The 25,644-nt window shown below is 64.9% G+C and carries 25 protein-coding genes; 15 read left to right on the top strand and 10 right to left on the bottom strand.

Annotated elements, in window-relative coordinates:
- Positions 1-207 precede the first annotated feature (207 nt).
- The 7 genes from V5279_RS21050 (at position 208) to V5279_RS21080 (ending at position 9,152) form a co-directional block, all read left to right on the top strand.
- Positions 208-1,428, top strand: a complete 1,221-nt coding sequence (locus V5279_RS21050; protein WP_166294978.1) for an LL-diaminopimelate aminotransferase — start codon at positions 208-210, stop codon at positions 1,426-1,428.
- A 22-nt stretch (positions 1,429-1,450) separates the two neighbouring features.
- The gene (locus V5279_RS21055) at positions 1,451-2,770 is read left to right on the top strand and encodes a homoserine dehydrogenase (RefSeq protein WP_338700619.1); all 1,320 of its coding nucleotides are present in this window, start codon (positions 1,451-1,453) and stop codon (positions 2,768-2,770) included.
- 79 nt (positions 2,771-2,849) lie between these two features.
- Positions 2,850-3,848 carry a class II fructose-bisphosphatase gene (gene glpX / locus V5279_RS21060; protein ID WP_029083354.1) on the top strand — a complete coding sequence of 333 codons (999 nt, stop codon included), beginning with the start codon at positions 2,850-2,852 and terminating at the stop codon, positions 3,846-3,848.
- Positions 3,849-3,974: 126 nt separating this feature from the next.
- Complete coding sequence (locus tag V5279_RS21065; protein WP_029083353.1) at positions 3,975-4,694, top strand: haloacid dehalogenase type II; 720 nt, start codon at positions 3,975-3,977, stop codon at positions 4,692-4,694.
- 154 nt (positions 4,695-4,848) lie between these two features.
- Positions 4,849-6,690 carry a single-stranded-DNA-specific exonuclease RecJ gene (gene recJ / locus V5279_RS21070; RefSeq protein ID WP_338700622.1) on the top strand — a complete coding sequence of 614 codons (1,842 nt, stop codon included), beginning with the start codon at positions 4,849-4,851 and terminating at the stop codon, positions 6,688-6,690.
- 18 nt (positions 6,691-6,708) lie between these two features.
- The gene (locus V5279_RS21075; RefSeq protein ID WP_338700624.1) at positions 6,709-7,521 is read left to right on the top strand and encodes a glucose 1-dehydrogenase; all 813 of its coding nucleotides are present in this window, start codon (positions 6,709-6,711) and stop codon (positions 7,519-7,521) included.
- A 263-nt stretch (positions 7,522-7,784) separates the two neighbouring features.
- Positions 7,785-9,152 carry an SEL1-like repeat protein gene (locus V5279_RS21080; RefSeq protein WP_338700626.1) on the top strand — a complete coding sequence of 456 codons (1,368 nt, stop codon included), beginning with the start codon at positions 7,785-7,787 and terminating at the stop codon, positions 9,150-9,152.
- A gap of 143 nt (positions 9,153-9,295) precedes the next feature.
- Here V5279_RS21080 and V5279_RS21085 read toward each other — a convergent pair whose 3' ends face one another.
- Both V5279_RS21085 and V5279_RS21090 read right to left on the bottom strand, forming a co-directional pair.
- The gene (locus V5279_RS21085) at positions 9,296-10,528 is read right to left on the bottom strand and encodes a lytic murein transglycosylase (RefSeq protein WP_166294990.1); all 1,233 of its coding nucleotides are present in this window, start codon (positions 10,526-10,528) and stop codon (positions 9,296-9,298) included.
- A gap of 55 nt (positions 10,529-10,583) precedes the next feature.
- Positions 10,584-11,156, bottom strand: coding sequence for a MarR family winged helix-turn-helix transcriptional regulator (locus V5279_RS21090; protein WP_338701316.1), 573 nt, complete (start codon positions 11,154-11,156; stop codon positions 10,584-10,586).
- A 93-nt stretch (positions 11,157-11,249) separates the two neighbouring features.
- Between V5279_RS21090 and V5279_RS21095 the strand changes: the two genes are divergently transcribed.
- The 4 genes from V5279_RS21095 (at position 11,250) to V5279_RS21110 (ending at position 13,979) form a co-directional block, all read left to right on the top strand.
- Positions 11,250-11,723, top strand: coding sequence for a carboxymuconolactone decarboxylase family protein (locus V5279_RS21095; RefSeq protein WP_338700629.1), 474 nt, complete (start codon positions 11,250-11,252; stop codon positions 11,721-11,723).
- A 51-nt stretch (positions 11,724-11,774) separates the two neighbouring features.
- The gene (locus V5279_RS21100) at positions 11,775-12,281 is read left to right on the top strand and encodes a cupin domain-containing protein (protein WP_338700631.1); all 507 of its coding nucleotides are present in this window, start codon (positions 11,775-11,777) and stop codon (positions 12,279-12,281) included.
- Between the two features lie 143 nt (positions 12,282-12,424).
- A complete protein-coding gene (locus V5279_RS21105; RefSeq protein WP_338701318.1) occupies positions 12,425-13,318 on the top strand; it encodes a dihydrodipicolinate synthase family protein in 894 nt (297 codons plus the stop codon).
- A gap of 238 nt (positions 13,319-13,556) precedes the next feature.
- Complete coding sequence (locus V5279_RS21110; protein WP_338700633.1) at positions 13,557-13,979, top strand: chorismate mutase; 423 nt, start codon at positions 13,557-13,559, stop codon at positions 13,977-13,979.
- 183 nt (positions 13,980-14,162) lie between these two features.
- Here the strand turns inward: V5279_RS21110 and V5279_RS21115 are convergent, their stop codons facing one another.
- From V5279_RS21115 to V5279_RS21125, 3 genes are all read right to left on the bottom strand, one after another.
- Positions 14,163-15,749, bottom strand: coding sequence for a M23 family peptidase (locus V5279_RS21115; protein ID WP_338700635.1), 1,587 nt, complete (start codon positions 15,747-15,749; stop codon positions 14,163-14,165).
- A 144-nt stretch (positions 15,750-15,893) separates the two neighbouring features.
- Positions 15,894-16,460, bottom strand: a complete 567-nt coding sequence (gene efp, locus V5279_RS21120; protein WP_029083344.1) for an elongation factor P — start codon at positions 16,458-16,460, stop codon at positions 15,894-15,896.
- Between the two features lie 165 nt (positions 16,461-16,625).
- Positions 16,626-17,351, bottom strand: a complete 726-nt coding sequence (locus V5279_RS21125; RefSeq protein WP_338700637.1) for a hypothetical protein — start codon at positions 17,349-17,351, stop codon at positions 16,626-16,628.
- Positions 17,352-17,594: 243 nt separating this feature from the next.
- Between V5279_RS21125 and epmA the strand changes: the two genes are divergently transcribed.
- Genes epmA through V5279_RS21145 form a run of 4 tightly spaced genes read left to right on the top strand, consistent with a single transcriptional unit; the run spans position 17,595 to position 20,247 of the window.
- On the top strand, positions 17,595-18,647 hold the full coding sequence (gene epmA, locus V5279_RS21130) for an EF-P lysine aminoacylase EpmA (protein WP_338700639.1): 1,053 nt from the start codon (positions 17,595-17,597) through the stop codon (positions 18,645-18,647).
- The gene (locus V5279_RS21135; protein WP_338700641.1) at positions 18,644-19,735 is read left to right on the top strand and encodes a lysine-2,3-aminomutase-like protein; all 1,092 of its coding nucleotides are present in this window, start codon (positions 18,644-18,646) and stop codon (positions 19,733-19,735) included. The genes epmA and V5279_RS21135 overlap by 4 nt, the downstream gene beginning before the upstream one ends.
- A 7-nt stretch (positions 19,736-19,742) precedes the next feature.
- The gene (locus V5279_RS21140) at positions 19,743-19,955 is read left to right on the top strand and encodes a hypothetical protein (RefSeq protein ID WP_338700643.1); all 213 of its coding nucleotides are present in this window, start codon (positions 19,743-19,745) and stop codon (positions 19,953-19,955) included.
- Between the two features lie 25 nt (positions 19,956-19,980).
- Entirely contained in the window at positions 19,981-20,247 is a 267-nt protein-coding gene (locus V5279_RS21145; RefSeq protein ID WP_166295008.1) for a hypothetical protein, read from the top strand.
- A 119-nt stretch (positions 20,248-20,366) separates the two neighbouring features.
- Here the strand turns inward: V5279_RS21145 and V5279_RS21150 are convergent, their stop codons facing one another.
- From V5279_RS21150 to V5279_RS21170, 5 genes are all read right to left on the bottom strand, one after another.
- Positions 20,367-21,227 (bottom strand): DMT family transporter, encoded by an 861-nt coding sequence (locus tag V5279_RS21150; protein ID WP_338700646.1) that lies wholly within the window; start codon positions 21,225-21,227, stop codon positions 20,367-20,369.
- A gap of 70 nt (positions 21,228-21,297) precedes the next feature.
- Positions 21,298-21,912, bottom strand: a complete 615-nt coding sequence (locus tag V5279_RS21155; protein ID WP_338701320.1) for a TetR/AcrR family transcriptional regulator — start codon at positions 21,910-21,912, stop codon at positions 21,298-21,300.
- Positions 21,913-22,100: 188 nt separating this feature from the next.
- Positions 22,101-23,186, bottom strand: a complete 1,086-nt coding sequence (locus V5279_RS21160; protein WP_338700648.1) for a 3-deoxy-7-phosphoheptulonate synthase — start codon at positions 23,184-23,186, stop codon at positions 22,101-22,103.
- A gap of 237 nt (positions 23,187-23,423) precedes the next feature.
- The gene (locus V5279_RS21165) at positions 23,424-23,996 is read right to left on the bottom strand and encodes an HdeD family acid-resistance protein (protein ID WP_338700650.1); all 573 of its coding nucleotides are present in this window, start codon (positions 23,994-23,996) and stop codon (positions 23,424-23,426) included.
- A 50-nt stretch (positions 23,997-24,046) separates the two neighbouring features.
- Positions 24,047-25,084, bottom strand: a complete 1,038-nt coding sequence (locus V5279_RS21170; RefSeq protein ID WP_338700652.1) for a PrsW family glutamic-type intramembrane protease — start codon at positions 25,082-25,084, stop codon at positions 24,047-24,049.
- Positions 25,085-25,644: the final 560 nt, after the last annotated feature.

The following is a 25,644-nucleotide window of genomic DNA, read 5'->3' on the forward strand; positions in this document are numbered from 1 at the left end:
AGGTGGCCGATCAGCGCTGGCGCCGCCCGGTGTCCGTGCTAAAAGAACCTCAATTCAACCGCATATCCGGCCGCAGCCCTCAGATCGTGCGCCTGAATTCGCTCTAAGTTATTGATTTGGCGCGATTTCTGTAAGAGCCCGAGCAGGCTTTGGCATCGATCCAAAGGGCGTCGATTCTGGCATCGCGGTTGTCGGAGCAAGGGTCCCATGGAAGATTTTTACCGCATTCGCCGTCTGCCGCCTTACGTCTTTGAGAAGGTCAACCAGGCCAAGGCGGCCGCGCGCAACGCCGGGGCCGACATCATCGACATGGGCATGGGGAACCCGGACCTGCCGACCCCGCCGCATGTGATCGAGAAGCTGAAGGAGACGCTGGGCAAGCCGCGGACCGACCGCTACTCGGCCTCGCGCGGCATCAACGGCCTGCGCAAGGCACAGGCCGCCTATTATGCCCGCCGTTTCGGCGTCAAGCTCAACCCCGATACCCAGGTCGTGGCCACCCTCGGCTCGAAGGAGGGGTTTGCCAACGTCGCGCAGGCGATCACCGCGCCCGGCGACGTCGTGCTGTGCCCCAATCCGAGCTATCCGATCCATGCCTTCGGCTTCCTGATGGCGGGCGGCGTGATCCGCTCGGTGCCGTCGGAGCCGACCCCGCAGTTCTTCGAGGCGGTCGAGCGGGCGATCATTCATTCGATCCCGAAGCCGATCGCGCTGATCGTCTGCTATCCGTCGAACCCGACCGCCTATGTCGCGGACCTCGACTTTTACAAGGATCTCGTCGCGTTCGCGAAGAAGCACGACATCTTCATCCTGTCCGATCTTGCCTACGCGGAAGTCTATTTCGACGAGAACAATCCGCCGCCATCGGTGCTGCAGGTCCCCGGCGCGATCGACGTCACCGTCGAGTTCACCTCGATGTCGAAGACGTTCTCGATGGCCGGCTGGCGCATGGGCTTTGCGGTCGGCAATGAGCGCATCATCGCCGCACTTGCGCGGGTCAAATCCTATCTCGATTACGGCGCCTTCACGCCGGTCCAGGTGGCGGCGACCGCCGCGCTGAACGGCCCTGACGACTGCATCCGCGAGATGCGCGACACCTACCGCAAGCGCCGCGATGCGCTGGTCGAGTCGTTTGGCCGTGCCGGCTGGGAGATTCCGCCGCCGCAGGCCTCGATGTTCGCCTGGGCGCCGCTGCCCAAGGCGTTCGAGGCGGTCGGCAGCATGCAGTTCGCAACCCTGATGGTGGAGAAATCCGGCGTCGTGGTGTCGCCCGGCGTGGCGTTCGGCGAGCACGGCGAAGGCTATGTCCGCATCGCGATGGTGGAGAACGAGCAGCGTATCCGGCAGGCCGCGCGTGGCGTGCGCCGCTTCCTTGAAAGCGGCATCGAAACGTTGCACAACGTCGTTCCTCTCGCCAACCGGCGCTAATCCTTCCAGGTTGCTTAATCTCATGGTCGCACCCCTGAACGTGGGCATAGCGGGGCTCGGCACCGTCGGTGCCGATGTCGTCCGCCTCATCGAATCGCAAGGACGGGCGCTGGCCGAGCGCAGCGGCCGCAGCATTCGCGTCGTCGCCGTCACGGCGCGCTCGAAGGCCAAGAAGCGCGGCCTCGACCTGCGCGGCATCGCGTGGGCGAAGAGCCCCGAGGCGCTGGCCGCGGATCCCAATATCGACTGCTTCGTCGAATTGATGGGCGGGGCCGGCGATCCTGCGCTCTCTGCGATCGAGACGGCGCTGAAGGCCGGCAAGTCGGTCGTCACCGCCAACAAGGCGCTGATCGCCAAGCACGGCCTGCGTCTTGCGACAGCCGCCGAGAAGCACGGCGGCGCGCTGAATTTCGAGGCGGCGGTCGGAGCGGCGATCCCGGTCATCAAGACGCTGCGCGAGGGCCTCGCCGGCACCAGCGTCAACCGCGTCTACGGCATCCTCAACGGCACCTGCAATTACATCCTGACCCGGATGGAGCAGGAGGGTCTGTCTTTTGAAGAATGCCTGAAGGACGCCCAGCGTCTCGGCTATGCCGAAGCCAATCCGTCGTTCGACGTCGATGGTCACGACACCGCGCAGAAGCTCGCGATCTTGGCGAGCCTCGCGTTCGGAACCAAGGTCGCCGAAAGCGCCGTCTACGTCGAGGGCATCTCCTCGATCACGCCGGAGGACCTCAAAGCGGCCGCGGAACTCGGCTACCGGGTCAAGCTGCTCGGCGTCGCGGTGCGCACGGCAAAGGGCATTGAGCAGCGCGTGCATCCGACCATGGTGCCGAAATCGTCCCCGATCGCGCAGGTGATGGGCGTCACCAATGCGGTTGCTATCGACGGCGAGGGCATTCCGCCGATCACGCTGGTCGGTCCGGGGGCCGGTGGCGGCGCGACCGCCTCGGCCGTGGTCGCCGACATCGCCGACGTCGCCCGCGGCATCCGCGCCAAGCCGTTCGGGCGCCCGGTCGAGCGGTTGCGCGACACCGTCAAGGCGCCGATGGAACGTCATGAGGGTGGTTATTATATCCGCCTGATGGCGCGCGATCTTGCAGGCACTGCCGCAACAATCGCCACCCGGCTTGCGGAACAGAAGATATCTCTGGAGTCCATCGTGCAGCGGCACCCGGATGGCGTCGATGTGAACGGTGCGGCCAAAAAACCTTCACCGGTCCCGGTCATTCTGATTACCTATGCGACCAGCGAGGATGCCGTGCATCGCGCGCTGGCCGCAGTGCAGCGCGATAAGGTCATCAGCGGCCGGCCGCAGGTGATTCGGATCGAGAAAAACTAGCGCATGGCCTGAACGGGTCGGGCGTGAGACGATTGATGCGGGCAGGCTGGCCTGTCCCCGAGGCTTAAGGAGTACGCCGATGTCGACCCATATTTCCGTTCCGCCGCAAATGTTGCTTGAGCGCATCCTGACGCTCGAAATCGTGCGGGTGACGGAGCGCGCGGCGGTGTCGGCCGCGCGGCTGCGCGGCCACGGCCAGGAAAAGGCCGCCGACAAGGCTGCGGTCGATGCGATGCGGCGCGAGCTCAACAAGCTGCCGATCGAGGGCACGGTCGTGATCGGCGAGGGTGAGCGCGACGAGGCGCCGATGCTGTTCATCGGCGAGAAGGTCGGCCTCAACGCCGGTCCCAAGGTCGACATCGCGGTCGACCCGCTCGAAGGCACCACGCTGTGCGCCAAGAACATGCCGGGCTCGATCGCCACCATGGCGATGGCCGACGGCGGCACGCTGCTGCACGCGCCTGACGTCTATATGCAGAAGATCGCGATCGGTCCCGGCTACGCCAAGAACGTGATCGAGCTCGACGCGCCGCCGGCCGACAACGTCCGTCGGCTCGCCAAGGCCAAGGGCGTCGATCCGACTGCCATCAACGTGCTGGTGCTCGACCGTCCGCGCCATGCCGACATCATCAACAGCGTACGCTCCACCGGCGCTGCCGTACAGCTGATCACCGACGGCGACGTCGCCGGCGTCATTCATTGTGCCAAGCCCGACGAGACCGGCGTCGACATGTATATCGGCACCGGCGGCGCGCCCGAGGGCGTGCTGGCGGCGGTTGCGCTGCGCTGCATCGGCGGTCAGATGCAGTGCCGCCTGATCCTCGACACCGAGGAGAAGCGCGAGCGCGCGCACAAGATGGGCGTCATCGATCCGAAGATGATCTACGGCATCGAGGACATGGCCAAGGGCGACTGCCTGTTCGCCGCCACCGGCGTCACCACCGGCTCGCTGCTGACGGGCGTGAAGTTCAAGAAGGACGTGATCGAGACCGAGACGGTCGTGATGCGCTCAGTCACCGGCACCGTGCGCTACATCAAGGCCGAGCACCGGCAGCTGGAGAAATTCCACCTCGACTAATATCCGCTGTCGTTCCGGGGCGATGCGTAGCATCGAACCTGGAACCTCGAGGTTCCGGGTCTGGTGCTGCGCACCATCCCGGAACGACGGGATCAATAAATAACAACAAGAAAAAGGGAGACGAGCATGTCCGATCTGTCCGGCGTCAAGGCACTGGTGTTCGACGTGTTCGGAACCGTCGTCGACTGGCGCACCAGCCTGATCAACGATTTCACCAAATGGGGCGAGACGCGCGGCATCAAGGCCGACTGGACCGCGCTGGTCGATGGCTGGCGCGCGGTCTACGCGGCCTCGATGGACGAGGTGCGCAAGAACCCGCAGAACGGTTACGTGATCCTCGACGTGCTGCACCGCCGCTCGCTGGAGAAGCTGGTCGCGCAGTTCGACGTCAAGGGCCTGACCGAAGCCGACCTGCAGCACCTGACGCTGGGCTGGCATCGCCTGCACGGGTGGCCCGACAGCGTCGCCGGGCTGACGCGGCTGAAGACCAAATACATCATCTCGCCGCTCTCCAACGGCAACGTCGCACTGCTCACCAACATGGCGAAGTTCGCAGGCCTGCCGTGGGATCTGGTCATGTCCGCCGAGCTGTTCGAGCATTACAAGCCCGATCCGGAAACCTATCTGGGCGCCGCAAAACTGCTATGCCTGCCGCCGGAGCAGGTGATGATGGTCGCCGCGCACAATTACGATCTGAAGCACGCGCAGAAGCATGGCCTCAAGACCGCCTTCGTGGCGCGGCCGGCCGAATACGGACCCCTGCAGAAATACGATTTCGAAGCCACCGGCGAATGGGACATCGTGGCCAAGGATTTCGGGGAAATCGCGACCCGGATGGGCTGCTAGAACTGGTCTGCGAATCATTGAAGCGCTACGATTCCTGGTTGGAGCGTCGGTTCTGATTGGGTCGGAACCGGAGCTCTAGATTTGTTTTGACGCGTTTTCTTCACGCGAACCGTTGCCCGCTTCGCTCGAAATCGCTCTGGCTCCAGAAGGGATCATGACGCTGCACGCATCCGCATTGCCCGTCGAGGCGCCGCCGGCGTTCCTCGGCGTGACGCGGTCGTTGACCGGAAAGCTCTGGCGCGACCGGCTGGATGCGCGCGGGGCGGCGCGGGCGCTTGCGATGGTCCAGCGTCACAATCTGCCGGAGATGCTGGCACGGGTGCTGGCCGGGCGCGACGTCGCGATCGATGAGGTCGTCGACTTCCTCGACCCGACCATCCGCAAGCTGATGCCGGATCCCCACACGGTCACCGAGATGGAGCTTGCCGCCAAGCGCATCGCGGATGCCGCGGTGCGCGGCGAGAAGGTCGCGATCTTCGGCGACTATGACGTCGACGGCGCGACCTCGGCGGCGCTGCTGACCTGGCATCTGCGCCATTGCGGGCTGGATCCCCTGATCCATATTCCCGACCGCATCTTCGAAGGCTACGGTCCGAACATCGACGCTGTCCGCGCGCTGGCGGCCAAGGGAGCGACGCTGCTGGTCACGGTGGATTGCGGCACCACCAGCATCGAGCCGCTGGCGGAGGCGAAGAAGCTCGGCATGTCGGTGGTGGTGATCGATCATCACCAGACCGGCGATGAGTTGCCCGAGGTCGACGCGCTGGTGAATCCGAACCGGCCGGACGATCTGTCCGGCCTCGGTCATCTTGCAGCCGTCGGCCTCGTGCTGGTGACATTGGTCGCGGTCAATCGCGAGCTGCGCCAGCGCGGTTTCTGGAGCAGCGAGATGCTGGAGCCGGACCTGCTCGGCATGCTGCATCATGTCGCGCTCGGCACCGTGGCCGACGTCGCGCCGCTGATCGGGCTCAACCGCGCCTTCGTCGCCAAGGGCCTGATCGCGATGCGCCGCCGCGACCATGTCGGTCATACCGCGCTGATGGATGTGGCGCGGCTCAACGGCCCGCCGGAGGCCTGGCATCTCGGCTTCATGCTGGGGCCGCGCATCAATGCCGGCGGCCGCATCGGGCGCGCCGATCTTGGCGTGCGGCTGTTGCTCGAAGGCGATGTGTCGGAGGCCGCACGGATCGCGGCCGAGCTCGACCGCCTCAACGCCGAGCGGCGAGTGATCGAGCAGGCCGCCGAGGCGCAGGCCGAAGCCGAGGCGCTGGCCTCGCTCGGGCTCGAGGACAAGGGCGCGGTGATCGTCACCGCCGCCGAAGGCTGGCATCCCGGCGTGGTCGGGCTGGTCGCGGCGCGGCTGAAGGAGAAGTTCGCGCGTCCGGCGTTTGCGATCGCGCTCGAGCCGGGCGGCATCGGTACCGGATCGGGCCGCTCGATCGGCGGCGTCGATCTCGGCAAGGCGGTGCGGCAGGCGGTGCATGACGGGCTCTTGATGAAGGGCGGCGGGCACGCGATGGCGGCCGGCGTCACGCTGCGCAAGGAGAAGCTCGCCGAATTCCGCGCCTACATGGAGAGCGCGCTCGCCGCCGACGTCGCCAACTCGCGTCACGAGAACGAGCTGTTCATCGACGGTGCGGTTACCGCGCGCGCGGTGACGCCGGAATTTGCCGCGACGCTCAATCGCGCCGGCCCGTTCGGCAGCGCCAATCCGGAGCCGGTGATCGCGCTGCCGTCGCATCAGCTGGTCTATGCCGACGAGGTCGGGCAGGCGCATTTGCGGCTGCGCTTCAAATCCGGCGACGGCTCGATCGTCAACGGTATCGCATTCCGCTCCGTCGGACAGAAGCTCGGCAGCGCCTTGACGCAAAATCGCGGCCAGCAATTGCACGTGGCAGGCACTCTCGCCGTCGACCGTTGGCAAGGCACCGAACGTGTGCAATTCCGTGTGCTCGACGTCGCGGTGCCGGATCAGGGCCCGGTGGTGATCCGATAAGAAACGTTGGGAGAGGACATGTCTGGACAGGTTGAGGGCAAGGTCGCGCTGGTGACCGGCGGCGCATCAGGTATCGGCGAGGCGATCGTTGAATTGTTCGCGCAGGAGGGCGCGACCGTTGTTGCGACCGATATCGATGAGTTGCGGGGACCGGAGCTCGCCGCGCGGCTCAAGAAGGCTGGTCGCGAGGTGGTGTTTCTGCCGCAGGATGTCACCAGCGAGGAGCGCTGGATCGAGGTCGTCGCTGACATCGGCAAGCGCTATGGCCGCCTCGACATCATGGTCTCCAACGCCGGTATCGGCATCGGCGCGCCTTCGATTGTCGAGATGTCGCTCGCAGACTGGCGCCGGCAGACCGCCATCAATATCGATGGCGTATTCCTATCAGTGAAGCACTCGCTGCCGCTGATGCGCAAGCATGGCGGCGGCTCCATCATCATGATGTCGTCGCTCGCGGGTCTGCGCGGCGCCGCGAACCTCTCCGGCTACAGCGCGACCAAGGGCGCGGTGCGGCTGTTCGCCAAGTCGATCGCGATGGAATGTGCGCAGGTGAACGACGGCATCCGCGTCAACTCCGTGCATCCCGGCATCATCGACACGCCGATCTGGGGCAAGATCCCGACCGGGGCGACCGGCGCCGGCCAGAACGCGCCGATCGATCCGGAGGAGCGCGCGAGATTCGCAACGCCGCTCGGCCGCGCCGGCCAGGCCATCGAGATCGCGCAGGGCGTGCTCTATCTCGCCTCCGACGCGTCGCGCTACGTCACCGGCACCGAGCTCGTGATCGACGGCGGCATGAACGCGGGCGGCGTGGTGCGACAGCCGAAATAATCTCCGTCATTGCGAGAAGCCACCCGGTCGGCGCAAAGCGCCGCAGGATGACTGGCTCCGCGACGAAGCAATCCATGCTGCCGCACGCGCGGATTGATGGATTGCTTCGCTCCGCCCGCAATGATGGCGGATGGCGAGCGGCCTTGCCGTTTTGACCTTACGCATCGAGATGGGATGCAACCTATGGACGAATGAGGAGCTGCCCGGTATCAATCGTCGGCGAAATGTAGCGCCGATCAGTTTGGTCGCTTGAAGGGAAAATCATGCCGACCGTATTAAACACGATCCTCCTGGTCTTATCCTTGTCGATCGGCTTGACGGCTTCGGCGATGGCCGAGCAGTTGCAGGACTGGGAGGCAGCCTATCGGCGAAACGATTTCACAACTGCATATCGGCTTTTGGGCCCGCTGGCTGACGGCGGCGATGTCAATGCCCAGTATAGTCGCGGTGTGATGCTTCGCGATGGGCGAGGGGTACCGCAGGATGCTGCCGAGGCCGCGGTGTGGTTTCGCAAGGCGGCTGGGCAGGACGACGCCAAAGCCCAATATAATTTGGGAGCAATGTACCTATCCGGACAAGGCGTACCGCAGGACTACGCTGCGGCGGAACGATTGTTTCGTAGTGCCGCGCGCCAAGGCATGTCTCAAGCCCAGCACAACCTCGGCGTAATGTTTCGCGATGGGCTTGGCGTTCCACAAAATTCCGTCGAGGCGGCGACGTGGTTTCGGAAAGCCGCGCAACAGGGCCTTGCACCCGCACAATACAATTTGGGCGTTATGCTTCTTTCGGGGCAAAATGTTGAACGGAATCCTGCCGAGGCGATGGCATGGTTTCGCAAGGCCGCGGAGCAGGGCGTGGCTCAGGCTCAGTATAATCTCGGAGTTTCGTTGCGCGATGGGTACGGCGGGCCCCAGAATCAGGCTGAGGCTGTCGTGTGGCTTCGCAAGGCGGCTGAACAGGGGAATGTAAAAGCGCAATCTGAACTCGGATCAGCCTTGCTCGCCGGACAAGGGGTGCCGCAGAGTTACCCGGAGACGGCGACGTGGTTTCACAAGGCGGCTGTGCAAGGGGATACCAAAGCGCAGTACAATCTCGGTGTGATGTTGGTCGCCGGGCAAGGTTTACCTCAGAACTATGCCGACGCCGGAGTGTGGTTTCGCAAGGCGGCCGAACAGGGTGATGCGAAAGCGCAGTTAAACCTCGGAGTGCTGCTGCGCGATGGGCAAGGGGTGCCACGGAGTGCCTCTGAGTCGGTGCTGTGGTTCCGCAAGGCGGCCGAGCAAGGCGAAGCCAGCGCTCAGCACAATCTTGGCGCAATGCTTTTGGCTGGAACAGGCGTCCGACAAGACCTTGCTGAGGCAGCGACCTGGTTTCGCAAGGCCGCTGAGCAAGGAACGGCTCAATCGCAATACAATCTCGGATTGATGTTAGCCGACGGGCTTGGTGTGGCGCGGAATAGTGTGGACGCCTATAAGTATTTCACGCTGGCTGCGCATCAATCTGATGTGTCGACAACAGGCTTCGCAAATCAGGCCACACAAGCGCGAGAAATGTTGGCAAAACGGATGACCCCTTCTCAAATTGCTGAAGCACAAAATCTCGCAAGCGAATGGAAGCCAAGCTCGAAATAGCAGATACGGCAAGTGTCTATAAGGTTTTCGGCTTGCCTGCTGTCCGTCCATCGCGTCATTTCGGGGCTGCTCAGCAACCACATCGCTCCATGAGCGGACATTAACGCCGGTGCGTGATGCTGCCGGCGTCATCGGAAGACGGCCTAGCCGCCTTGCCGTAGCCGCGCCAGCACCTTGAGCCCGCCGTAACCATCGGCGGGCAACAGGCCCATTTTGACCTGATAGTCCTTGATCGCCTTCATGGTGTCGTTGCCGACGCGGCCGTCGGTGCCGCCGGTGTCGAAGCCGGCCTTGGTCAGGCGCGTCTGCATCTCCTGCACCTCCGCGAGCGTCAGTGCGCGCTCCGAGCCGGGGAAGGGCTGGATGAAGGGCGGTCCGCCGAGGCAGCGGTCGCCGAGATGGCAGATCGCCAGCGCGTAGTTCATCGAGGGATTGTAGCTCTTCACCGAATTGAAGTTGGGGCCGAGCAGGAACGCGGGGCCGCCGGCAACCGGGATCCAGAGCTGCGCTGACGCGTTCGGCTGCGGAAACGGCTGGCCGTCGGCTCTGACGACGCCGGCGCTGGCCCAGGCCGCGTAGGTGCGGCTGCCGCTGGCACCGCCGGGCGCGCGGACCTCGTAGCCCCAATGCTCGCCGCGGTGCCACTTGCCGCGATTGACCAGGTATTTCGCGGTCGAGCCCAGCGCGTCGTCGGGACGGCCGAACGGCGAGACCTTGCCGTCGCCGTCATAGTCGAAGCCGACATTGAGCCAGACTTCCGGCATCCATTGCGAATGGCCCATCGCGCCGGCCCAGGAGCCGTTCATCTCCTCAGGCGTGCTCCAGCCGCGCTGCACGATCTTCATCGCGTTGATCAGCTCAGTCTCCCAATAGGCCTTGCGACGCGGCTCGTTCCAGGCGAGCGCCGCAAGCGAGGGAAACACCGGCGTCATGTGGTTCTGCTGCACCAGCGGATCGCCATAGGCTGATTCCACGCCCCACAGCGCGAGCAGCGTGCCGCGCTCGACGCCGAAGTCGCGCTCGATCCGGCCGAACAGCGCCTCGTTCTTCTTGAGCGCCTCGCGGCCGTGGATGATCCGCCAGTCGGAGACGCGCCGGTTGATGTACTGCCAGATCTGCTCGTGGAATTCGGGCTGGTTGCGCATCTGCCTGAACACGCTCATGTCGGGCTCGACCCGTCCCATGCAGCGGTTCCAGGTCGCCTCCGAAATGCCCTTTGCGAGGGCGCGGGCGCGAAAATTGTCGCGCCATTGGTCGAAGCCAGGAGGCGCGGCCGCCAGCGCGTCGAGCGGATTGGTCAGCGCGACGCCTGCCGCGAGCCCCGCCTTCAGGAGGTCGCGACGGGTAGGGGAGTTCAAAGAATCAGGCTGTTTCATGCGGCCAGTCTAGCGGCGCCGTCGAAATGGGCCAAAAGCCACGCCGCCGCAGGGACTAGCTATCCTGCAAATCTGTGGCGATTTTTGACAGCCATTGGCGGACAATTTGTTCCGACTTGCCGTCAAGGCTGGCGGCGAGCCGGCGCTCCTGCGCCTGGGCGATATGGCGGCATTTCTCCAGCAGCGCGGTTCCATGGCTGGTCAGCGTCCACTGCAGCACCCGGCCGTGGACGGGGTGCGGCGTCTTGCGGATCGCGCCGTCGCGTTCGAGGTTGCGGATGATCACGCTGACGGTCTGCGGAGTTAGAAACGCCACCCGCGCCAGATCGGCGCCTGAGAGCCCCGGATAGGCCTTCAGCATCGTCAGCACGACGAATTGCGGCGAGGTGACGCCAAGCTGCGCGAGCGCGCGCTCCATCGACAGCCGCGAGGCCGCGTGCGCCTGGCGCAGCAGATAGGCGAGATAGCCCTGTTCGCCGCGCTTGCCTTCGCCGGGCGGCGGGATGGGCGTGGCGAGCAGGGCGTCTGCGGCCGATCCTGTCCCGACAGTAACCTTGCCGGCCGCCGTTTTCTCCGCCGGCCGCCGCTCGGCGACGCCCGATTTCCCGCGTTTCTGCATTCCCGCCATGTCGTCCGATGCCGCCTTCGCCGATGTCCGCATCTTGCTCAGTATCAGAGCTCTGATAATATATCAGTACACTGATAACATGAGGCCAGGCCGATGTCACATGCCCGCAAGGAATACACCGACTTCGAGAAGCTCGCGCCCGATGTCTTCGCCACCGTGCGTGCGCTCGGCCAGTTCGCGGCCAAGGCCGGTCTCGACAAGCAGCTGCTCGAGCTCGTCAAGCTGCGCGCCTCGCAGATCAACGGCTGCGCGTTTTGCGTGCAGTACCACATCCTGCAAGGCGAGAGCCTCGGCGTGCCCACAGACAAGCTCAACCTCGTCGTGGTGTGGCGCGAGGCGCCGCAGTTCTCGGCCCGCGAGCGCGCGGCGCTGGCCTGGACCGAAGCGCTGACGACCTTGCCGAACGGCGTCAGCGACGAGGTCTATGCCGAGGTCTCCGCCGAATTCTCCGAGCAGGAGCTGACTTATCTGACCTCGGCGATCGCATCGATCAATGTCTGGAACCGGTTCGGCGCAGCCTATCGCTGGACGCCGCCGCCGCGCAGGCAGAACGCGGCGGCTTCGTGAGCCGGACCGCGCGCGACGAATGAAGCAGCAACTGACAGGGGAGAAGCACCAATGACCTCGATCGCGATGACACCATCTCTTCCATTCGCGCGGCCGCCGCGGCCGGTCTCGCTGGCCGTGATCGCGGGACTGGCCTGCGCCTTCGTGATCGGCAAGGCCTTGCCGACCCCGATGGATGCGATCGCCTCGGTGATCGCGCCGCTGTGCGCGAGCGCGAATGCGGCGTCACCGCTCGACAAGGTCGAGGTCATCACCTCGCATGCGTTGCCGAACGTGGCGGGCAAGCGGGTCACGGTGGTGCGCGTGCTCTACGGTCCCGGCGGGTTCACGCCGCCGCACCGTCATTCGGGTTCGGTGACCGCCTACATCACCAAGGGTGAAATCCGGTCCCAGCTCGGCGGCGGACCGGTCGAGACCTTCAAGGTCGGCCAGTCCTTCTTCGAGCCGCCGGGCTCGACCCACATGGTGTCGGCCAATGCGAGCACCACGGAGCCGGCGGAGCTGATCGCCGTGTTCGTGGCGGATGAAGGCGCGCAGCTGACCACGATGCTCGAATAGCGATCGGCGGGGCGCTGGTCTTGCAAGACGCGCGCACTGGACCAGTTTGGTCCCGAACTCGCATGGAAGTGGACCTTGCGCGCATTGCGGTGCGTGGATTGATTGCGCGACAGGTTGCTGCGCTACTGACGAGGAACAAACCGATGATCAGTCTGAAGGGGCTCTCCGCCTTCCCGATTACGCCCTCGAACCGGGATGGGCGGGTCGATGTGGGGGCTCTCCGCGCATTGCTCGAGCCCGTGATCGCGGCGAAGGTGGATTCGATCGGGCTGCTCGGAAGCACCGGATCATATCCGTATTTCAGCCGCGACGAGCGGCGGCGGGCCGTGCAGGCGGCTGTTGCCCTGGCCGCAGGTCAAATGCCGATCTTGGTCGGCGTCGGCGCACTGCGCACCGACGACGCGGTGCGGCTGGCCCAGGATGCGCGTGACGCCGGCGCGACAGCCGGCCTTTTGGCGGCGGTTTCCTATACGCCTTTGACTGACGACGAGGTGTTTGAGCATTTTCAAACCGTGGCCCGCGAGAGCAGGCTGCCGATTTGCATCTACGACAATCCCGGAACGACCCATTTTCGATTCACGCCGGCTCTCATCGGGCGCTTGAGCCGCGTCGAGGGGATTGTCGCGGTGAAAAGTCCTGCGCTGGATGTGTCGGCGGTGTCCGGCCATCTCAGGGAATTGCGGGCTCTCGTTCCGAGCGGCCTCGCGCTCGGTTACAGCGCCGACTGGAATTGCACCGAGGCGCTGTTGGCAGGTGGGGACACCTGGTACAGCGTTCTTGCAGGCATTTTCCCCAAGGTTTGCGTGGACATCGTCCGTGCCGTGACGAGCGGCGATGCGGTCCGGGCGCGGCAGCTCAATGCGCGTCTGCAGCCGATGTGGGATCTGTTCAAGACATTCTCGGGTCTGCGCGTTGTCTACGCGATTGCCAATCTCAGAGGTGTCTGCGTGGCCGAGCCGCCGCGTCCGATCTTGCCGCTGCCCGCGGACGCCCAGAAGAAGATCAGTGAGGTGTTGGCCGGAATGGACATCGGTTGATCGCATCACACGGTGTGATGGCGCATCGATGCCATTTCGAATGGAGCCCGCGGTCGTCCCGCTGGCGTCGTGGCTTCCATCGGCGTGCAAAATCGGCATAACAATCGCTGGAGCGTTTTCGAGCGAAGTGGACGCCGGTTCGCGTGAAGAAAGCGCGTCAAGACAAGAAACTAGAGCTTCGGTTCTGATTCCATCAGAACCGAAGCTCTAGGTGTGCTCGCTAGCCCGGAGGTGTTCGATGCGATTGCCGGCAATTCTGTTGACGCTTCTGGTTCCCGCGATGGCCTGGGCCGAGGAGCCGGCAACCAATGCGCCTGCGCTGTGGGGCAGTCCCACCGTCGACAATGGCGCGTGCTGCAAGACGCTTGGCGAGGTGCGCAGCAATATCGACCGGCTCGACCGCGAGATCGTGCGCCTGATAGCCGAGCGCGGCCGTTACGTTCATGAAGCTGTCCGCTTCAAGGCCAACCCCGCGCAAGTCGAGGCGCCGGAGCGCGCCGAGGCGGTGGTGAAGAAGGCGATGGCGCTCGCGGAAGCGGACGGGCTGTCGCCCAAGGTTGCCGAAGCCGCCTATCGCGCGATGGTGCGCGCCTTCATCGACTACGAGCAGGGCATCTTCGCCGATGCCGCCGCGCGCGGCGACGCGCCCTGGAAGAAGTAAGCGCACGCGCTGACCATGCGGTGCTCGCTCCAGCGCATGGTCGCGAAATAGCCGGTCGACGGCACTGCACAGCGATGGTGCGCGCTAGAGCTTCGGTTCTGATTGAATCAGAACCGAAGCTCGAGCTTTTTGTTTTGACGCGTTTCTTCACGCGAACCGGTGCCCACTTCGCTCGAAAACGCTCTAATTGCCGCCACCCTCCTGGGTGTCGATGCGATGCACGACGTCGTCGGGCAGGGCGTGCGCCACGGCGGCCGCAGGTCCGGGCTCCGGTCCGATCTCGTGGCCGCGGCCGCGGATCAGCCGTTCATAGGCCGACACCAGCGTGGTGTAGGGATTGACCCACAGCCAGCCGTCGCGGGTGAACACCTGGACGTCGAAGTGCAGATGTCGCGAGGTGCCGTTGGGGTGGTCAAGATAGTTCGAGACCACGCCGATCTTCTCGCCCTCGCTGACGCGGCGTCCGTTGAGCAAACCATCGGCATCCATCGCCGACGGGTTCATGTGCATGTAGCGGAAGCGGATATGCTCGGTGCGGGTGTTGACCTGTAATGTCGCGGCCTGCTGCTGCGGCGAGCGGATCACGATGCTGTCGCGCACCGCGACCACGCCCTGCTGCTTGGGGTCGCAACCGTCCTTGCTGTCTGCGGAACAGGCGCCTGGCCTGATATCCTGGCCCTGATGGCCAAAGCCGCTGGTGCATTGGCCGACCTCAAAACTGCGGGCCTCGCAGAAATTGTCCTGCCAGGGATACACGTCGACCGTCGCGCCCGCCTTGCGCCTGGCGAAGGATTGCGAGTGTGCGAAGGCCGGCGCCTTCTCCAGTGGAAAGCGGATCTGCGAATAGACGGTGAAGTCGGCGTGGCCACTCTGCTGCCTGTGTCCGCCGCTGCCCGCGATGATGTCGCCGCTCGGGCGGTAGGTGAAGTCAGCCGATGCGGCCGCCGGCCGCTCGGCGATGTCGGAGGCGATGTCGCTGCGCGACCGCGACGGCTGGCCGCCTGCGATGTGCAACGCCTTCAGGAAGCGCTCGGCGACCGGATAGGCCTCACGACAGGCCAGCCGCTTCGGCCGCGGCGCGCTGTCGAGGCATTGGATCGAGACGACATAGGGAATCCCGAAACGGGCGAAGGCGTAGCGGACATAGCCTTCGCGGATGAAGCGGCGGATGTCCGGAAACTGCCCGGCCAGCGTCTTGACCGGCTCGCCTTTGCCGCCGAGCCGGTCAGCGAGGTCGTAGACCAGGATCGAACCCGAGATCTGCACCTCGACCGGTTTGGCAAACGTCCGCGGCGGCATGCCGTCGCCGGCGCCCGGGTCGAGCGAGAACACCGCGTCGTAGCCGGACGCGCCGGCATGAAAGATATCGGCCGCGCGGAACTCGGCCTGATAGCGCGCGACCGACAGGCTGTCCGGCGCACCGCTTTGCCGCGCGTCGAGATAGCTTGCGGGGTCGAACGGCAGCAGCACCGGAATCGGGCTGCGCGCGATGCCGGGGAAGAGCGGCGACGTCAGCGCGTTCAGTTGCACCAGTGCGGGGGTCGCGCGCGGATCGGTGGCCGGGACCCGGCGTTGGCCGGCGAAGGCGAAGTTGGAGGCAATCGCCGGGCGGGTGCCGATCTCCTGCCGCAACTGGTCGAGCACCGCGCGCCATTCGACCCGCATGGCCGAGATCGACGGCGTTCGGAATTCGTCGGCATGAGCGCTGGGAGGAGGCGAGAGCAGGACTGCCAGCCAGCAACTGATGAAGCTGACAACCTTCCTGTTCACTGCACCCCCCGGCTCATGTCTGACCGCCGGGGATTCTAAAGCAATATCCGGAAAACTGTGTAGCGGTTTTCCGGAAACTTTATGCTTAAACAACGAGCTGATGCGCGGTGATGATTCATTCTAAATTACACCGCGCCTCAGCGCTCAGTCCTTGGCGCGTTCGACGTAGGAGCCGTCCTCGGTCATGACCACGATGCGCGTTCCGGCGGCAACGTGCGGCGGCACGCCGGTGCGCACGCCATTGGACAGGATCGCGGGCTTGTAGGACGAGGAGGCGGTCTGCCCCTTGGTGACGGGCTCGGTCTCGACCACTTCCAGCGTCACGCGCTGCGGCAGCTGGATCGCGACCGGGTTGCCCTCGTGCATCGAGAGCTTCACAGTCATGTTCTCCTGCAGATACGGCGAGGAGGAGCCGACGATCTCCTTGGAGACCTGGACCTGATCGTAGTTGTCGTTGTTCATGAAGTGGAAGCCGTCGGCGTCTTCATAAAGGTAGTTGTAGTTGTGGTCTTCGACGGTGGCCTTCTCGACCTGGTCGGTGGTCTTGTAGCGCTCGGAGACCTTCACGCCGTCGCCGATGCGGCGCATTTCGATCTGGCTGACCGGGGTGCCCTTGCCGGGGTGAATGTTCTCAGCGGACAAGACCACATAGAGCCGACCGTCCTGCTCGATGATGTTGCCCTTGCGGATGGAACTGGCGATGACTTTCAAAGGTGTTTTCCTGAATTTGGGAGGCGGGGGCGCAAACCGGATGGCAGCCCCTCGGCCATGGCGGCGATTTCGGGCTGCAACATACTGATTTGTCCCTGAGATGCCAGCCTTTTGCGGCCGATTTTGGCAGTTTGCCAACCGCTGAAACCGGCCCGGAACGGGCCGTTATGGCTGGTCCTTGCCGGGGATCTTGCGGGCCTTCGCGTTGTGCTCGGCAAAGCTTGCGGGAACCGAAAACGTCCCGGTCTTCAGATCGTAGACGCAGCGCCAGTCCTCGACCCATGGGAAGGGGGGATGCTCGCCCTGGATGTCGAAGGACATGCCGAGCACGAGGTAGCGGCTGTCGGGCCATTTCACGCCCAGCCAGGCGTAGTTCTCGTCAAAACCCTTGATCAGGCCGATCTGCATATGGTCGAGCGTATAGGGGTCATCCGGGTCGCGGCGCACGCCTTCGGCGGCCGGCTGGGTGTAGAAGAAGTCCCAGGCGGCCTCGCCAAGCGGCTTTTCGGTCGCCGGCGCGAACCGTTCGCCGGTCCGCTTGTAGAGGTAGAGGGTGTGGTAGCCGGCGCCGAGCTTCTGCATCCGCACCAGCCAGCGGCTGTCCGGGCTGAAGCGGAAGCCAGCCTGATAGCCGGCCGCATCGGTGCCTTCGCCCTGGTTCAGCAGCGCGCCGTGCTTGCGGGCGCGGTCGAAGGTCCAGAACTGGAAGAGGAGACCTTCATCGCCCATCTCCTTCGCATACTGCTCGACGCGGACCGTTCGATCCGGCGAGGTAAAGCTTGCGTCCGCAACCCGCTTGAACTCGCTGCCCGGGCTGTCGGCCATTGCCGGCGTCGCCGCGGCCAAGCCGAGCAACAGCAGCAGTCCTGCACTTCGTAACCAGCCGACCATGGGCGCATCCCGTTTTCGCGCAACTGGCGGTGGGACGCGCGAACCGGTGTTCAGGTTCAGCGGATCGCGAACATGGACAAGGCGGGCGTCTTTCGACATGAAGGGATCAGCTAAGCCGGGTGGCGCGGAGACCAAGGTCGTGTGGGCCATGAAGTCATTTGAAATCAGTCACTTGTTCCCGACTCTTAAGTGGAGCCGGCGGCTTGTTGATGTGGAATCCATGAGATCCGGGGTGCACCGGCAATGACGGGTCATGACCAGACCTCGCCGTGGTGGACGCCGCAGCGCTATGCCGACCGCCGGCCACTCCTGCAGGCGCGGTCCGCGATCACGCGGGCGCTCCGCGGCTGGTTCGAGGAGCAGGGATTCGCTGAGGTCGAGACCGCCATCCTGCAGATCTCGCCGGGCAACGAGACGCATCTGCACGCGCCGCGCACCGAGCTGACGCGGGCCGACGGTTGGCATGCGACGCGCTATCTGCGCACCTCTCCGGAGTTCGCCTGCAAGAAGCTGCTCGCGGCCGGCGAGCCCAAGATCTACGAGTTCGCGCGGGTGTTCCGCGACCGCGAGCGCGGCGATCTGCATTTGCCCGAATTCACCATGCTGGAATGGTACCGCGCCAATGCCCCCTACGATGCCATCATGGCCGACACGATCGTCGTGATCGCGCATGCGGCGCAGGCGACCGGGATCGGGCGGTTTTCCTTCCGCGGCAGGATGGCCGATCCGTTTGCCGAGCCGGAGCTGCTGACGGTCGCGGCCGGCTTCGAGCGCTTCGCCGGCATCGATCTGCTGGCAACGATTGCGGGCCGCAAGGGCGATCGCGAGGCGCTGGCGTCGGCGGCGAAGGGGCGGGTGCGGATCGCCGACGACGACACCTGGTCGGATATCTTCAGCAAGGTGCTGGTCGAGCATGTCGAGCCCAATCTCGGTCAGGGCCGTCTGACGGTACTGTTCGAATACCCGTCGCCCGAGGCCGCTCTGGCGCGCACCAAGCCGGGCGAACCTCGGGTCGCCGAGCGTTTCGAGGTCTATGCCTGCGGCGTCGAGCTCGCCAACGGCTTTGGCGAGCTGACCGATGCGGTCGAGCAGCGCCATCGTTTCACCGCCGATATGGACGAGAAGGCCCGCCGTTACGGCGAGCGCTATCCGCTCGACGAGGATTTCCTTGCCGCGGTCGGCGAGATGCCGGAGGCCAGCGGGGTTGCGCTCGGCTTCGACCGGCTGGTGATGCTGGCGAGCGGCGCGCCACGAATTGATCAGGTGGTCTGGACACCGCCTGCAGGAGAGACATGAACAGGATCGATCCGAAGATGGCGGCGACCCTGCGCCAGCCGCGCGAACTGGTCGATGCCGGCCTCGCGCCGGTCGATGCGCTTGCCGGGCTCGAACAGGTGGCTGCGCGCTACGCGGTCGCGGTGACGCCGGAGCTTGTCGTGCTGATCGATCCGGCCGACGCCAATGATCCGATCGCACGGCAGTTCATCCCGAGCACCGACGAGCTCGTGGAGCAGCCGGGCGAGAACGCCGATCCGATCGGCGACGATGCGCATTCGCCGGTTGCCGGGATCGTGCATCGTTATCCTGATCGGGTTCTGTTCAAGCTCGTGCATGTCTGCGCGGTCTATTGCCGGTTCTGTTTCCGGCGAGAAATGGTCGGGCCGGGAAAGGCCTCGGCCTTGTCCGACGACGCCTATCGCGCGGCGCTGGATTACATCCGGGCCCATCGGGATATCTGGGAAGTCATCCTGACCGGCGGCGATCCCCTGATGCTGTCGCCGCGCCGGCTGACCGAGATCATGGCCGATCTCGCTGCCATCGATCATGTGAAGATCATCCGCATCCACACCCGCGTCCCGATCGCCGATCCCGGCCGCATCAATTCCGACATGATCGCGGCGCTGCGGGTCGAGGGCGCGACGACCTGGATTGCTGTTCACGCCAACCATCCGCGTGAACTGGGCGTCAATGCCCGCGCGGCGTGCGCGCGCCTTGCCGATGCCGGCATCCCGCTGGTCAGCCAGTCGGTCCTGCTGCGCGGGGTCAACGACGATGCCGCGACCCTCGAGGCGTTGATGCGCGCCTTCGTCGAGTGCCGCATCAAGCCGTATTATCTGCATCACGGCGACCTTGCGCCGGGCACCGCGCATTTGCGCACCACGATCGAAGCGGGGCAGGAGCTGATGCGGGCCTTGCGCGGGCGGGTCTCCGGACTGTGTCAGCCGGACTATGTGCTCGACATCCCCGGCGGCCACGGCAAGGCGCCGATCGGCCCGGCTTATTTGTCGCAGTCGGCTTCGCGCGAACGTGAAGATTCCGCGGAACGGCGCTACCGTATCGTCGATTATTGCGGTGACGTTCATCTCTACCCACCGCAATCGTGAGCCGGTCATGAGCGGGGCCGGGGACGGACGGCAGGAGCCGCCCGAGGACGAGAGCAACCGCAGCATCGAAAATGCTGTGATGTTCGGCTTCTTTGCGGTGCTGGTCGCCGTGGGAATCTGGCTCCTTGGCACGATGGCCGATATACGGAAAGTGCAGGATTGCGCAGCGCAGGGACGACGCAATTGTGCTACCGTCGAGGCGCCGGAACGGGCGCGATAGGGTTGAGAAGCAGCGGAGACGCGAGATGCGGAAGACAGTTTTGGTGATGGCTCTGATGATGGTTGCCCTTGGAGCGCCCCAGATCGGAGCACCCCAGGCTTGGGCGCAGCAGCAGGGCGGATCGTCCTCCATGCAGAAGAGCGCGCCGCTGCCGGAGGCGCCGATCGGACATCGTCAGCCACGCCGCGGCGACGTTCCCAACGAGAAGAACCTCAACGATCCGAACAGCGCGGTGAACAAGGAAGACGCCGCGCTCGACAGGAAGATCAAGAACATCTGCCGCGGTTGCTAGGCTGCGTTCTCATTAACTTCGACGACGCCGGCTTCGCTCCGATAGCGGCGATCTTGTGCCAGCGCGCAAAATGATGCGATCGGCCGAACCCGGAAGTCGCCGCGGCGAGACTTCCGGGTTCAAACGGGTCGAGCGCGTGGTCTTGCTTGGGTCATGGCGACGCCGGAGATCGCGAGCAGTCCACCGACAATCAACTTTGGCGTCATGCGGTCACCAAGGAACAACACGCTCGAAATCAAGGCGAACACCGGAAGCAGCAGGCCGAATGGTGCGACGCGGCCCATGGAGCAACGGGCAATCAGCCAGAACCAAAGGCCAAACCCGACAATTCCTCCGATGAAGATTGTGTAGGCGAGTGCCAGCCAACCGCGTCCGTCCGCCGTGACAAGGCTCGCCAGCTGTCCGTATTCGAGCAGCAGCGACATCACCATGACCTGCGGCACCGTGAGCAGCGACGACCACCCCATCAACATCAGGGGATCAAAAGGGCCATAGCGTTTCGTCAAGACGTTGGATACGGCGAATGCGAAGGCTGCGCCAACCACAAGCAGCAGCGGAAGCGGGTTCGCCGACAGGCCTGGCTCCGCTGCCAGCACGACGACGCCGGCGAATGCGAGCACCACTCCGGCTGATGTGATGAGCGACGGTCGCTCCGCGAGCAGCGGCCAGGCCAGCAGGACCGTGAAGGGCGTGGCGAGTTGATAGGCGATGGCCGACATGCTTCCCGAGCCGAGCCCAAGGCCAACATAGAACAGCCCGAAGTTCAGGCCGCCAAGGAAAAGAGAAATAGCGGCGACAGGGCCGAATTGTTGGCGCGTGGGTCTCTTGACGAACGGCACAAGCAGCAGCGCGATGGCCAGGAAGCGCAGCGCGAGGAAGAACAGCGGCGGAAACTCCGCAACTCCCACCTTGATGGCCACGAACTGATAACCCCACAGCAAGGGAACGGCCACTGCGCAGACCATCTGAACGGCAGACATGGCATCCTTTCTTTCAAGACCATTCGGTCCAGATTTAGGCGCGCTCAGAGCCGGAGTGTCCATGGGTTGCTTACCTGATGAAACGGTCGAGAAGGGCGTCGGCGGTGGCTTGCGATGTGATCCGTGGCGGCGCCGTTTTGCCGACCACCCGCAGCCCCTCGACGAAACAGACGAGAATTCGGGCGGCGGTCGAAGGCTCCACGCCATCGGCCAGCTTGCCGACTGCCTTTGCGCGGGAAAGTGCATCCGCCACTCTGGCCTCCATGACTTTGAAGAAGCTCGCGATGCGACGACCAACGTCGGCATCCTGGCCGGCCAGTTCCATGGCTGTGGCCACCAGCAGGCATCCGCGCCGGCCATTGGCACCGCTGGTGCGGTCGATGTAGCCGGCAAGGTAGGCCCGCAGGCCGTCGACCGGCTCTCTGCCGGGGGCGAGTTCGATATCCATCCGTGTCACGGCATCGGCGATGTAGCGATCAAGCGCTCGCAAGAACAGCGAGTGCTTGTCACCGAAAGCGGCGTAAAGGCTGCCGCGCGAGAGCTTCGTCGCACGAAGCAGGTCCGGCAGCGCGGTGGCATGATAGCCGCGCGACCAGAACACGCCCATCGCGCGTTCGACAGCAGCGTCCACGTCGAAACTTCGGGGGCGGCCACGGGGCAACTGCACAGGGGTTTGGCGGCTCATCGCCAATATATAGACCAATTGGTCTTGAAATCGCAAGTCACCGCTTCGGGGGCATTTTCGACCGGTTCAGCGGGATTGTCGGCTGGTTGATGTCCGCTTGGCCCTGACGGCTCCGCGGCCTCACACGCGGGAGACCGGCGGAACGCAACATTGCGTCCCGCCGGCAGCGCTCAATCGGTTCGGCGGCGTCAGGCCGAACGCTCCTTAAGGCCGTCGCGCTGCACGCTGCGCCTTGCGTCGACGGCGTCGGCGAGCTGCTTCAGCACGTCGGCCGTCGTCGCCAGATCGATGCAGCCGTCCGTGATGCTCTGACCGTAGGTCAGCGCCTTGCCCGGCACGACGTCCTGGCGTCCGGCGACAAGATTGCTCTCGATCATCACGCCGACGATGCGCTGTTCGCCGCCTGCGACCTGGCGGGCGATATCGGCGGCAACCACCGGCTGGTTCTCCGGCTTCTTGCTGCTGTTGGCGTGGCTGGTGTCGATCATCAGGCGTGCTGCGACACCGGCGTGGCCGAGCTCGGCCGCGGCGGCATCGACGCTTGCGGAATCATAGTTCGGCACCCGGCCGCCGCGCAGGATGACGTGGCAGTCCTCATTGCCGCTGGTGGCGGCGATGGCCGAGCGGCCGCCCTTGGTGACCGCCATGAAGTGATGCGGGTGCGAGGCCGACTTCACCGCGTCCGCAGCGATCCGCACACCACCATCGGTGCTGTTCTTGAAGCCGACCGGGCAGGACAGGCCGGAGGCCAGCTCGCGATGGATCTGGCTCTCGGTGGTACGCGCGCCGATCGCCGCCCAGGACACCAGATCGGCGATGTATTGCGGCGTCGTCATGTCGAGGAATTCGGTGCCCGCCGGCAGGCCGAGATTGTTCACGGCCGACAGCACGCTGCGGGCGAGGCGCAGGCCCCTGTTGATGTCGAAGCTGTTGTCGAGATCGGGATCGTTGATCAGGCCCTTCCAGCCAACGGTGGTGCGCGGCTTCTCGAAATAGACCCGCATCACGATCTCGAGGCGGTCGGCGAGCTGTTCGCGCAGGCCGGCGAGACGCTCGGCGTAATCGACGGCCGCCGCGGGATCGTGAATGGAGCAGGGGCCGACGACGACCAGCAGGCGGTCATCGCTGCCGTTGAGGATCGCGTGGATGGCGTTGCGGGCGCCCATCACGACGCGTGTCGCGGTCAGGGTGCGCGGAACTTCCCGCATCACCTCTTCGGGCGTACTGAGCTCTTTCAATTCCTTGATGCGAAGATCGTCTGTCGTACTCAACACGGCTGGCTCCTTTGGATTTTTGGGACCTGCCGGCGCATAAAAAAAAGCCGCCAGGTCTGGCGGCTTGTTTCGGACGTTTGCTGCAATTCTTCAGATTGAGCGCGATCCTCCTGCCGCCAGCGAGCTGTCGTAGCTAAAGTACCAAAAATAGCTGGTGGCGACGGTGATCATGGCGGCTCTATAGCGCAGGGATTTGGACCTGTCACCCCCAAATCCGCGGGGGCAGCCGGTTCGGCGTCAGGTGTTGCGCGCCGCCAACGCCATACCTATTAGGGTCGCCCCGCCGAACATCAGATTGAGGCCGACCAGGAGGCCGATCGCCCATTCTGCCGAGCCCGGCAGGCCTGCGATGATGAAGAAGGCGATCACGATGTCCATCAAGCCGGCGATCAGGAGCCAGGACCACCGTCCTGACAATTCGCGGCGGTGCTCCAGCGCGTACATGATGGTGGCGACGCCCTCGGCGACGAAATAGGCGCCGATGACAATGGTCAGCGTCAGCACGCCCTGCATCGGACGGGCGAGCAGCACCATCCCGGCCAGCACGGCGAGCGCGGCCGAAATCAGCGACCACCAGAAGCCCGGCATGTTGCGCGCCCAGAACGTCACGATCAGGCCGCCGACGCCCGAGATCAGGAACATCCAGCCGAGGAAGATGGTGACGGCGAGGCTCGCGAGGGCCGGCACGATCATCGCCGCGATGCCGAGGATCGCGAGCAGGATGCCTTCGAACAGGAACGCCTTCCAGTGCTGCTTGACCGCGGCCTGCATCTGCGATCGCAGCTTGTCGAGGTCGTTGGACAGGGTCATCGCGGCTCTCCAAATCTGCGAACGAGACGTTTGCGCGCGTGCGGCGTATCCTAGCCCTGGCTTGGCGCTGACGGAAAGCCCTCCGCGGCGGTCCGCATCCGGTTGCGGCCGAACAGGTAGACGGCGGTGGTCGCGATCAGCAGCGCCAGCCCGATCAGGATCGAGGTGAAGCCGATCGGGACCAGGATGAACGACGCATTGCGCTCGGGATTGACGTACCAATGATGCAGTGAGGTGAGCAGGAAGCAGACGCCGGCAAAGCCGGTGCCGCCGCCGATCAAGAGCAGCGCCCACATCCGCCGCAGCTGGCTGAGCCGCTCGCGCGCAACGTCGGTGCGCGGCGCATGATGCTTGCCGAGGCGGCGCACCAGGCGGATCGCAAAACCGATCGAGGAGAAGCCGATAAGCACGCTGGCCGAACCGAGCAGCAGCCGCGTGGTCGAGCCGAGATCGGGGATGCGCTGCAGCGCGAGCAGCGGAAAATCGAACGCCGCGTGCAGCGCGACCGGCGCGACCAGCACCAGCGCCCAGTTCGTGATGCGCGCCCAGTCGCGGTGGCCGCGATAGGCGCCGAGCGCGCCGCCGGAGCGCGCGATGGCGAGATAGGCGCCGGCGATGATGCCGAGCGCGCCGTGGAACGGCACGGTGAGCACGCTGCGCAACGCCGCAAGCGCGCGCCACATGTCCTTGTGCTGGACCAGATAGGCGAGGTTCTCATAAGCGGCGAAGCCGAGACCGGCGGCCGCGCCATAGACCACCGTATCCATCGGATCGGCGAAGGCGCGGCGCCGCGTCGAGATCGCGACGATGACGAGAACCTTGACGATCTCCTCCGGCGCCGCGACGCCGAATGCCGCGCGCACCGCCTGCGTCGCCCAGGGATTGTCGGGAATGGCGAGCAGCGCGTTGAAGGGAATTCGCGCCAGGCCGAGCAGCGAGATGCTGGCCGCGCCGAGCACGAAGGCGAGCCACACCTGCACCGGCGGTCCGGGGCGCTCATCGGCGGCGATGACGAGCCACAACACGAGCAATGCGGGGGCAATGGCGGCGGCGCCGATTACCGTTGGAAGCGACTCAAGCAACAACATGAGCCGGACGGGCCCCTTTGATGGCACCAAAGCGATGCGCCCCGAAGAAATGGCAGCAAGTTCAGCGGATTGCAAATCGAGCGATGGGGAGAATCGGTTCGACAGACGCCGTTCTCGTGTCCAAAATGCCACGGTGCCTGCGAAAGCGCGGCGGAAGCGTCTCGTAGCTGGGTCTCGGTCAGCTCAAAGCAGAGGGCGGCCACCCGGCCGCCGGGCGGGTTCCCGACGGCGCTGCGTACGCGGTGGCGACCTGCGGGTCCAACCAGTTGCCGGAACGTCGCGGGCCGTGCGGCGACGCCGTATCACTGTGAGGTGGGGTGTGCACCGACAGGGTGGCCCACGCCATGACGACATCGCCGATCCGCAGATCGCGGCGAATTTCACGGCGCGTGGCTGTGCGCACGTGGCGGCAGCCGATGGTCTCTCGCGGGCGCAATTCGTTGCTCGGTCAGGCAGACGCGATGCGTCGGCTTCGCAAAGCACGACCGCCGCAAGTTTTGGCACCGCATGCCCATCGTTGCGCTATAATGCCGCGGGCAAAGCGACTGATCCGGTAGAAG

Origin of the sequence: Bradyrhizobium sp. 26S5 (assembly GCF_036923295.1) — a bacterium.
Classification (GTDB): domain Bacteria; phylum Pseudomonadota; class Alphaproteobacteria; order Rhizobiales; family Xanthobacteraceae; genus Bradyrhizobium; species Bradyrhizobium septentrionale.

Excerpts from the sequence above, each read along its gene's own strand:
- V5279_RS21105 (WP_338701318.1), top strand. The coding sequence starts at position 12,425 with ATGATCAGTCTGAAGGGGCTCTCCGCCTTCCCGATTACGCCCTCGAAC.
- V5279_RS21110 (WP_338700633.1), top strand. The coding sequence starts at position 13,557 with ATGCGATTGCCGGCAATTCTGTTGACGCTTCTGGTTCCCGCGATGGCC.
- epmA (WP_338700639.1), top strand. The coding sequence starts at position 17,595 with ATGACGGGTCATGACCAGACCTCGCCGTGGTGGACGCCGCAGCGCTAT.
- V5279_RS21155 (WP_338701320.1), bottom strand. The coding sequence starts at position 21,912 with ATGAGCCGCCAAACCCCTGTGCAGTTGCCCCGTGGCCGCCCCCGAAGT.
- V5279_RS21065 (WP_029083353.1), top strand. The coding sequence starts at position 3,975 with ATGTCCGATCTGTCCGGCGTCAAGGCACTGGTGTTCGACGTGTTCGGA.
- V5279_RS21145 (WP_166295008.1), top strand. The coding sequence starts at position 19,981 with ATGCGGAAGACAGTTTTGGTGATGGCTCTGATGATGGTTGCCCTTGGA.
- V5279_RS21165 (WP_338700650.1), bottom strand. The coding sequence starts at position 23,996 with ATGACCCTGTCCAACGACCTCGACAAGCTGCGATCGCAGATGCAGGCC.
- V5279_RS21085 (WP_166294990.1), bottom strand. The coding sequence starts at position 10,528 with ATGAAACAGCCTGATTCTTTGAACTCCCCTACCCGTCGCGACCTCCTG.
- V5279_RS21075 (WP_338700624.1), top strand. The coding sequence starts at position 6,709 with ATGTCTGGACAGGTTGAGGGCAAGGTCGCGCTGGTGACCGGCGGCGCA.
- glpX (WP_029083354.1), top strand. The coding sequence starts at position 2,850 with ATGTCGACCCATATTTCCGTTCCGCCGCAAATGTTGCTTGAGCGCATC.
- V5279_RS21050 (WP_166294978.1), top strand. The coding sequence starts at position 208 with ATGGAAGATTTTTACCGCATTCGCCGTCTGCCGCCTTACGTCTTTGAG.
- V5279_RS21150 (WP_338700646.1), bottom strand. The coding sequence starts at position 21,227 with ATGTCTGCCGTTCAGATGGTCTGCGCAGTGGCCGTTCCCTTGCTGTGG.
- V5279_RS21140 (WP_338700643.1), top strand. The coding sequence starts at position 19,743 with ATGAGCGGGGCCGGGGACGGACGGCAGGAGCCGCCCGAGGACGAGAGC.
- V5279_RS21135 (WP_338700641.1), top strand. The coding sequence starts at position 18,644 with ATGAACAGGATCGATCCGAAGATGGCGGCGACCCTGCGCCAGCCGCGC.
- V5279_RS21170 (WP_338700652.1), bottom strand. The coding sequence starts at position 25,084 with ATGTTGTTGCTTGAGTCGCTTCCAACGGTAATCGGCGCCGCCGCCATT.
- V5279_RS21125 (WP_338700637.1), bottom strand. The coding sequence starts at position 17,351 with ATGGTCGGCTGGTTACGAAGTGCAGGACTGCTGCTGTTGCTCGGCTTG.
- V5279_RS21055 (WP_338700619.1), top strand. The coding sequence starts at position 1,451 with ATGGTCGCACCCCTGAACGTGGGCATAGCGGGGCTCGGCACCGTCGGT.
- V5279_RS21080 (WP_338700626.1), top strand. The coding sequence starts at position 7,785 with ATGCCGACCGTATTAAACACGATCCTCCTGGTCTTATCCTTGTCGATC.
- recJ (WP_338700622.1), top strand. The coding sequence starts at position 4,849 with ATGACGCTGCACGCATCCGCATTGCCCGTCGAGGCGCCGCCGGCGTTC.
- V5279_RS21100 (WP_338700631.1), top strand. The coding sequence starts at position 11,775 with ATGACCTCGATCGCGATGACACCATCTCTTCCATTCGCGCGGCCGCCG.
- V5279_RS21090 (WP_338701316.1), bottom strand. The coding sequence starts at position 11,156 with ATGGCGGGAATGCAGAAACGCGGGAAATCGGGCGTCGCCGAGCGGCGG.
- V5279_RS21095 (WP_338700629.1), top strand. The coding sequence starts at position 11,250 with ATGTCACATGCCCGCAAGGAATACACCGACTTCGAGAAGCTCGCGCCC.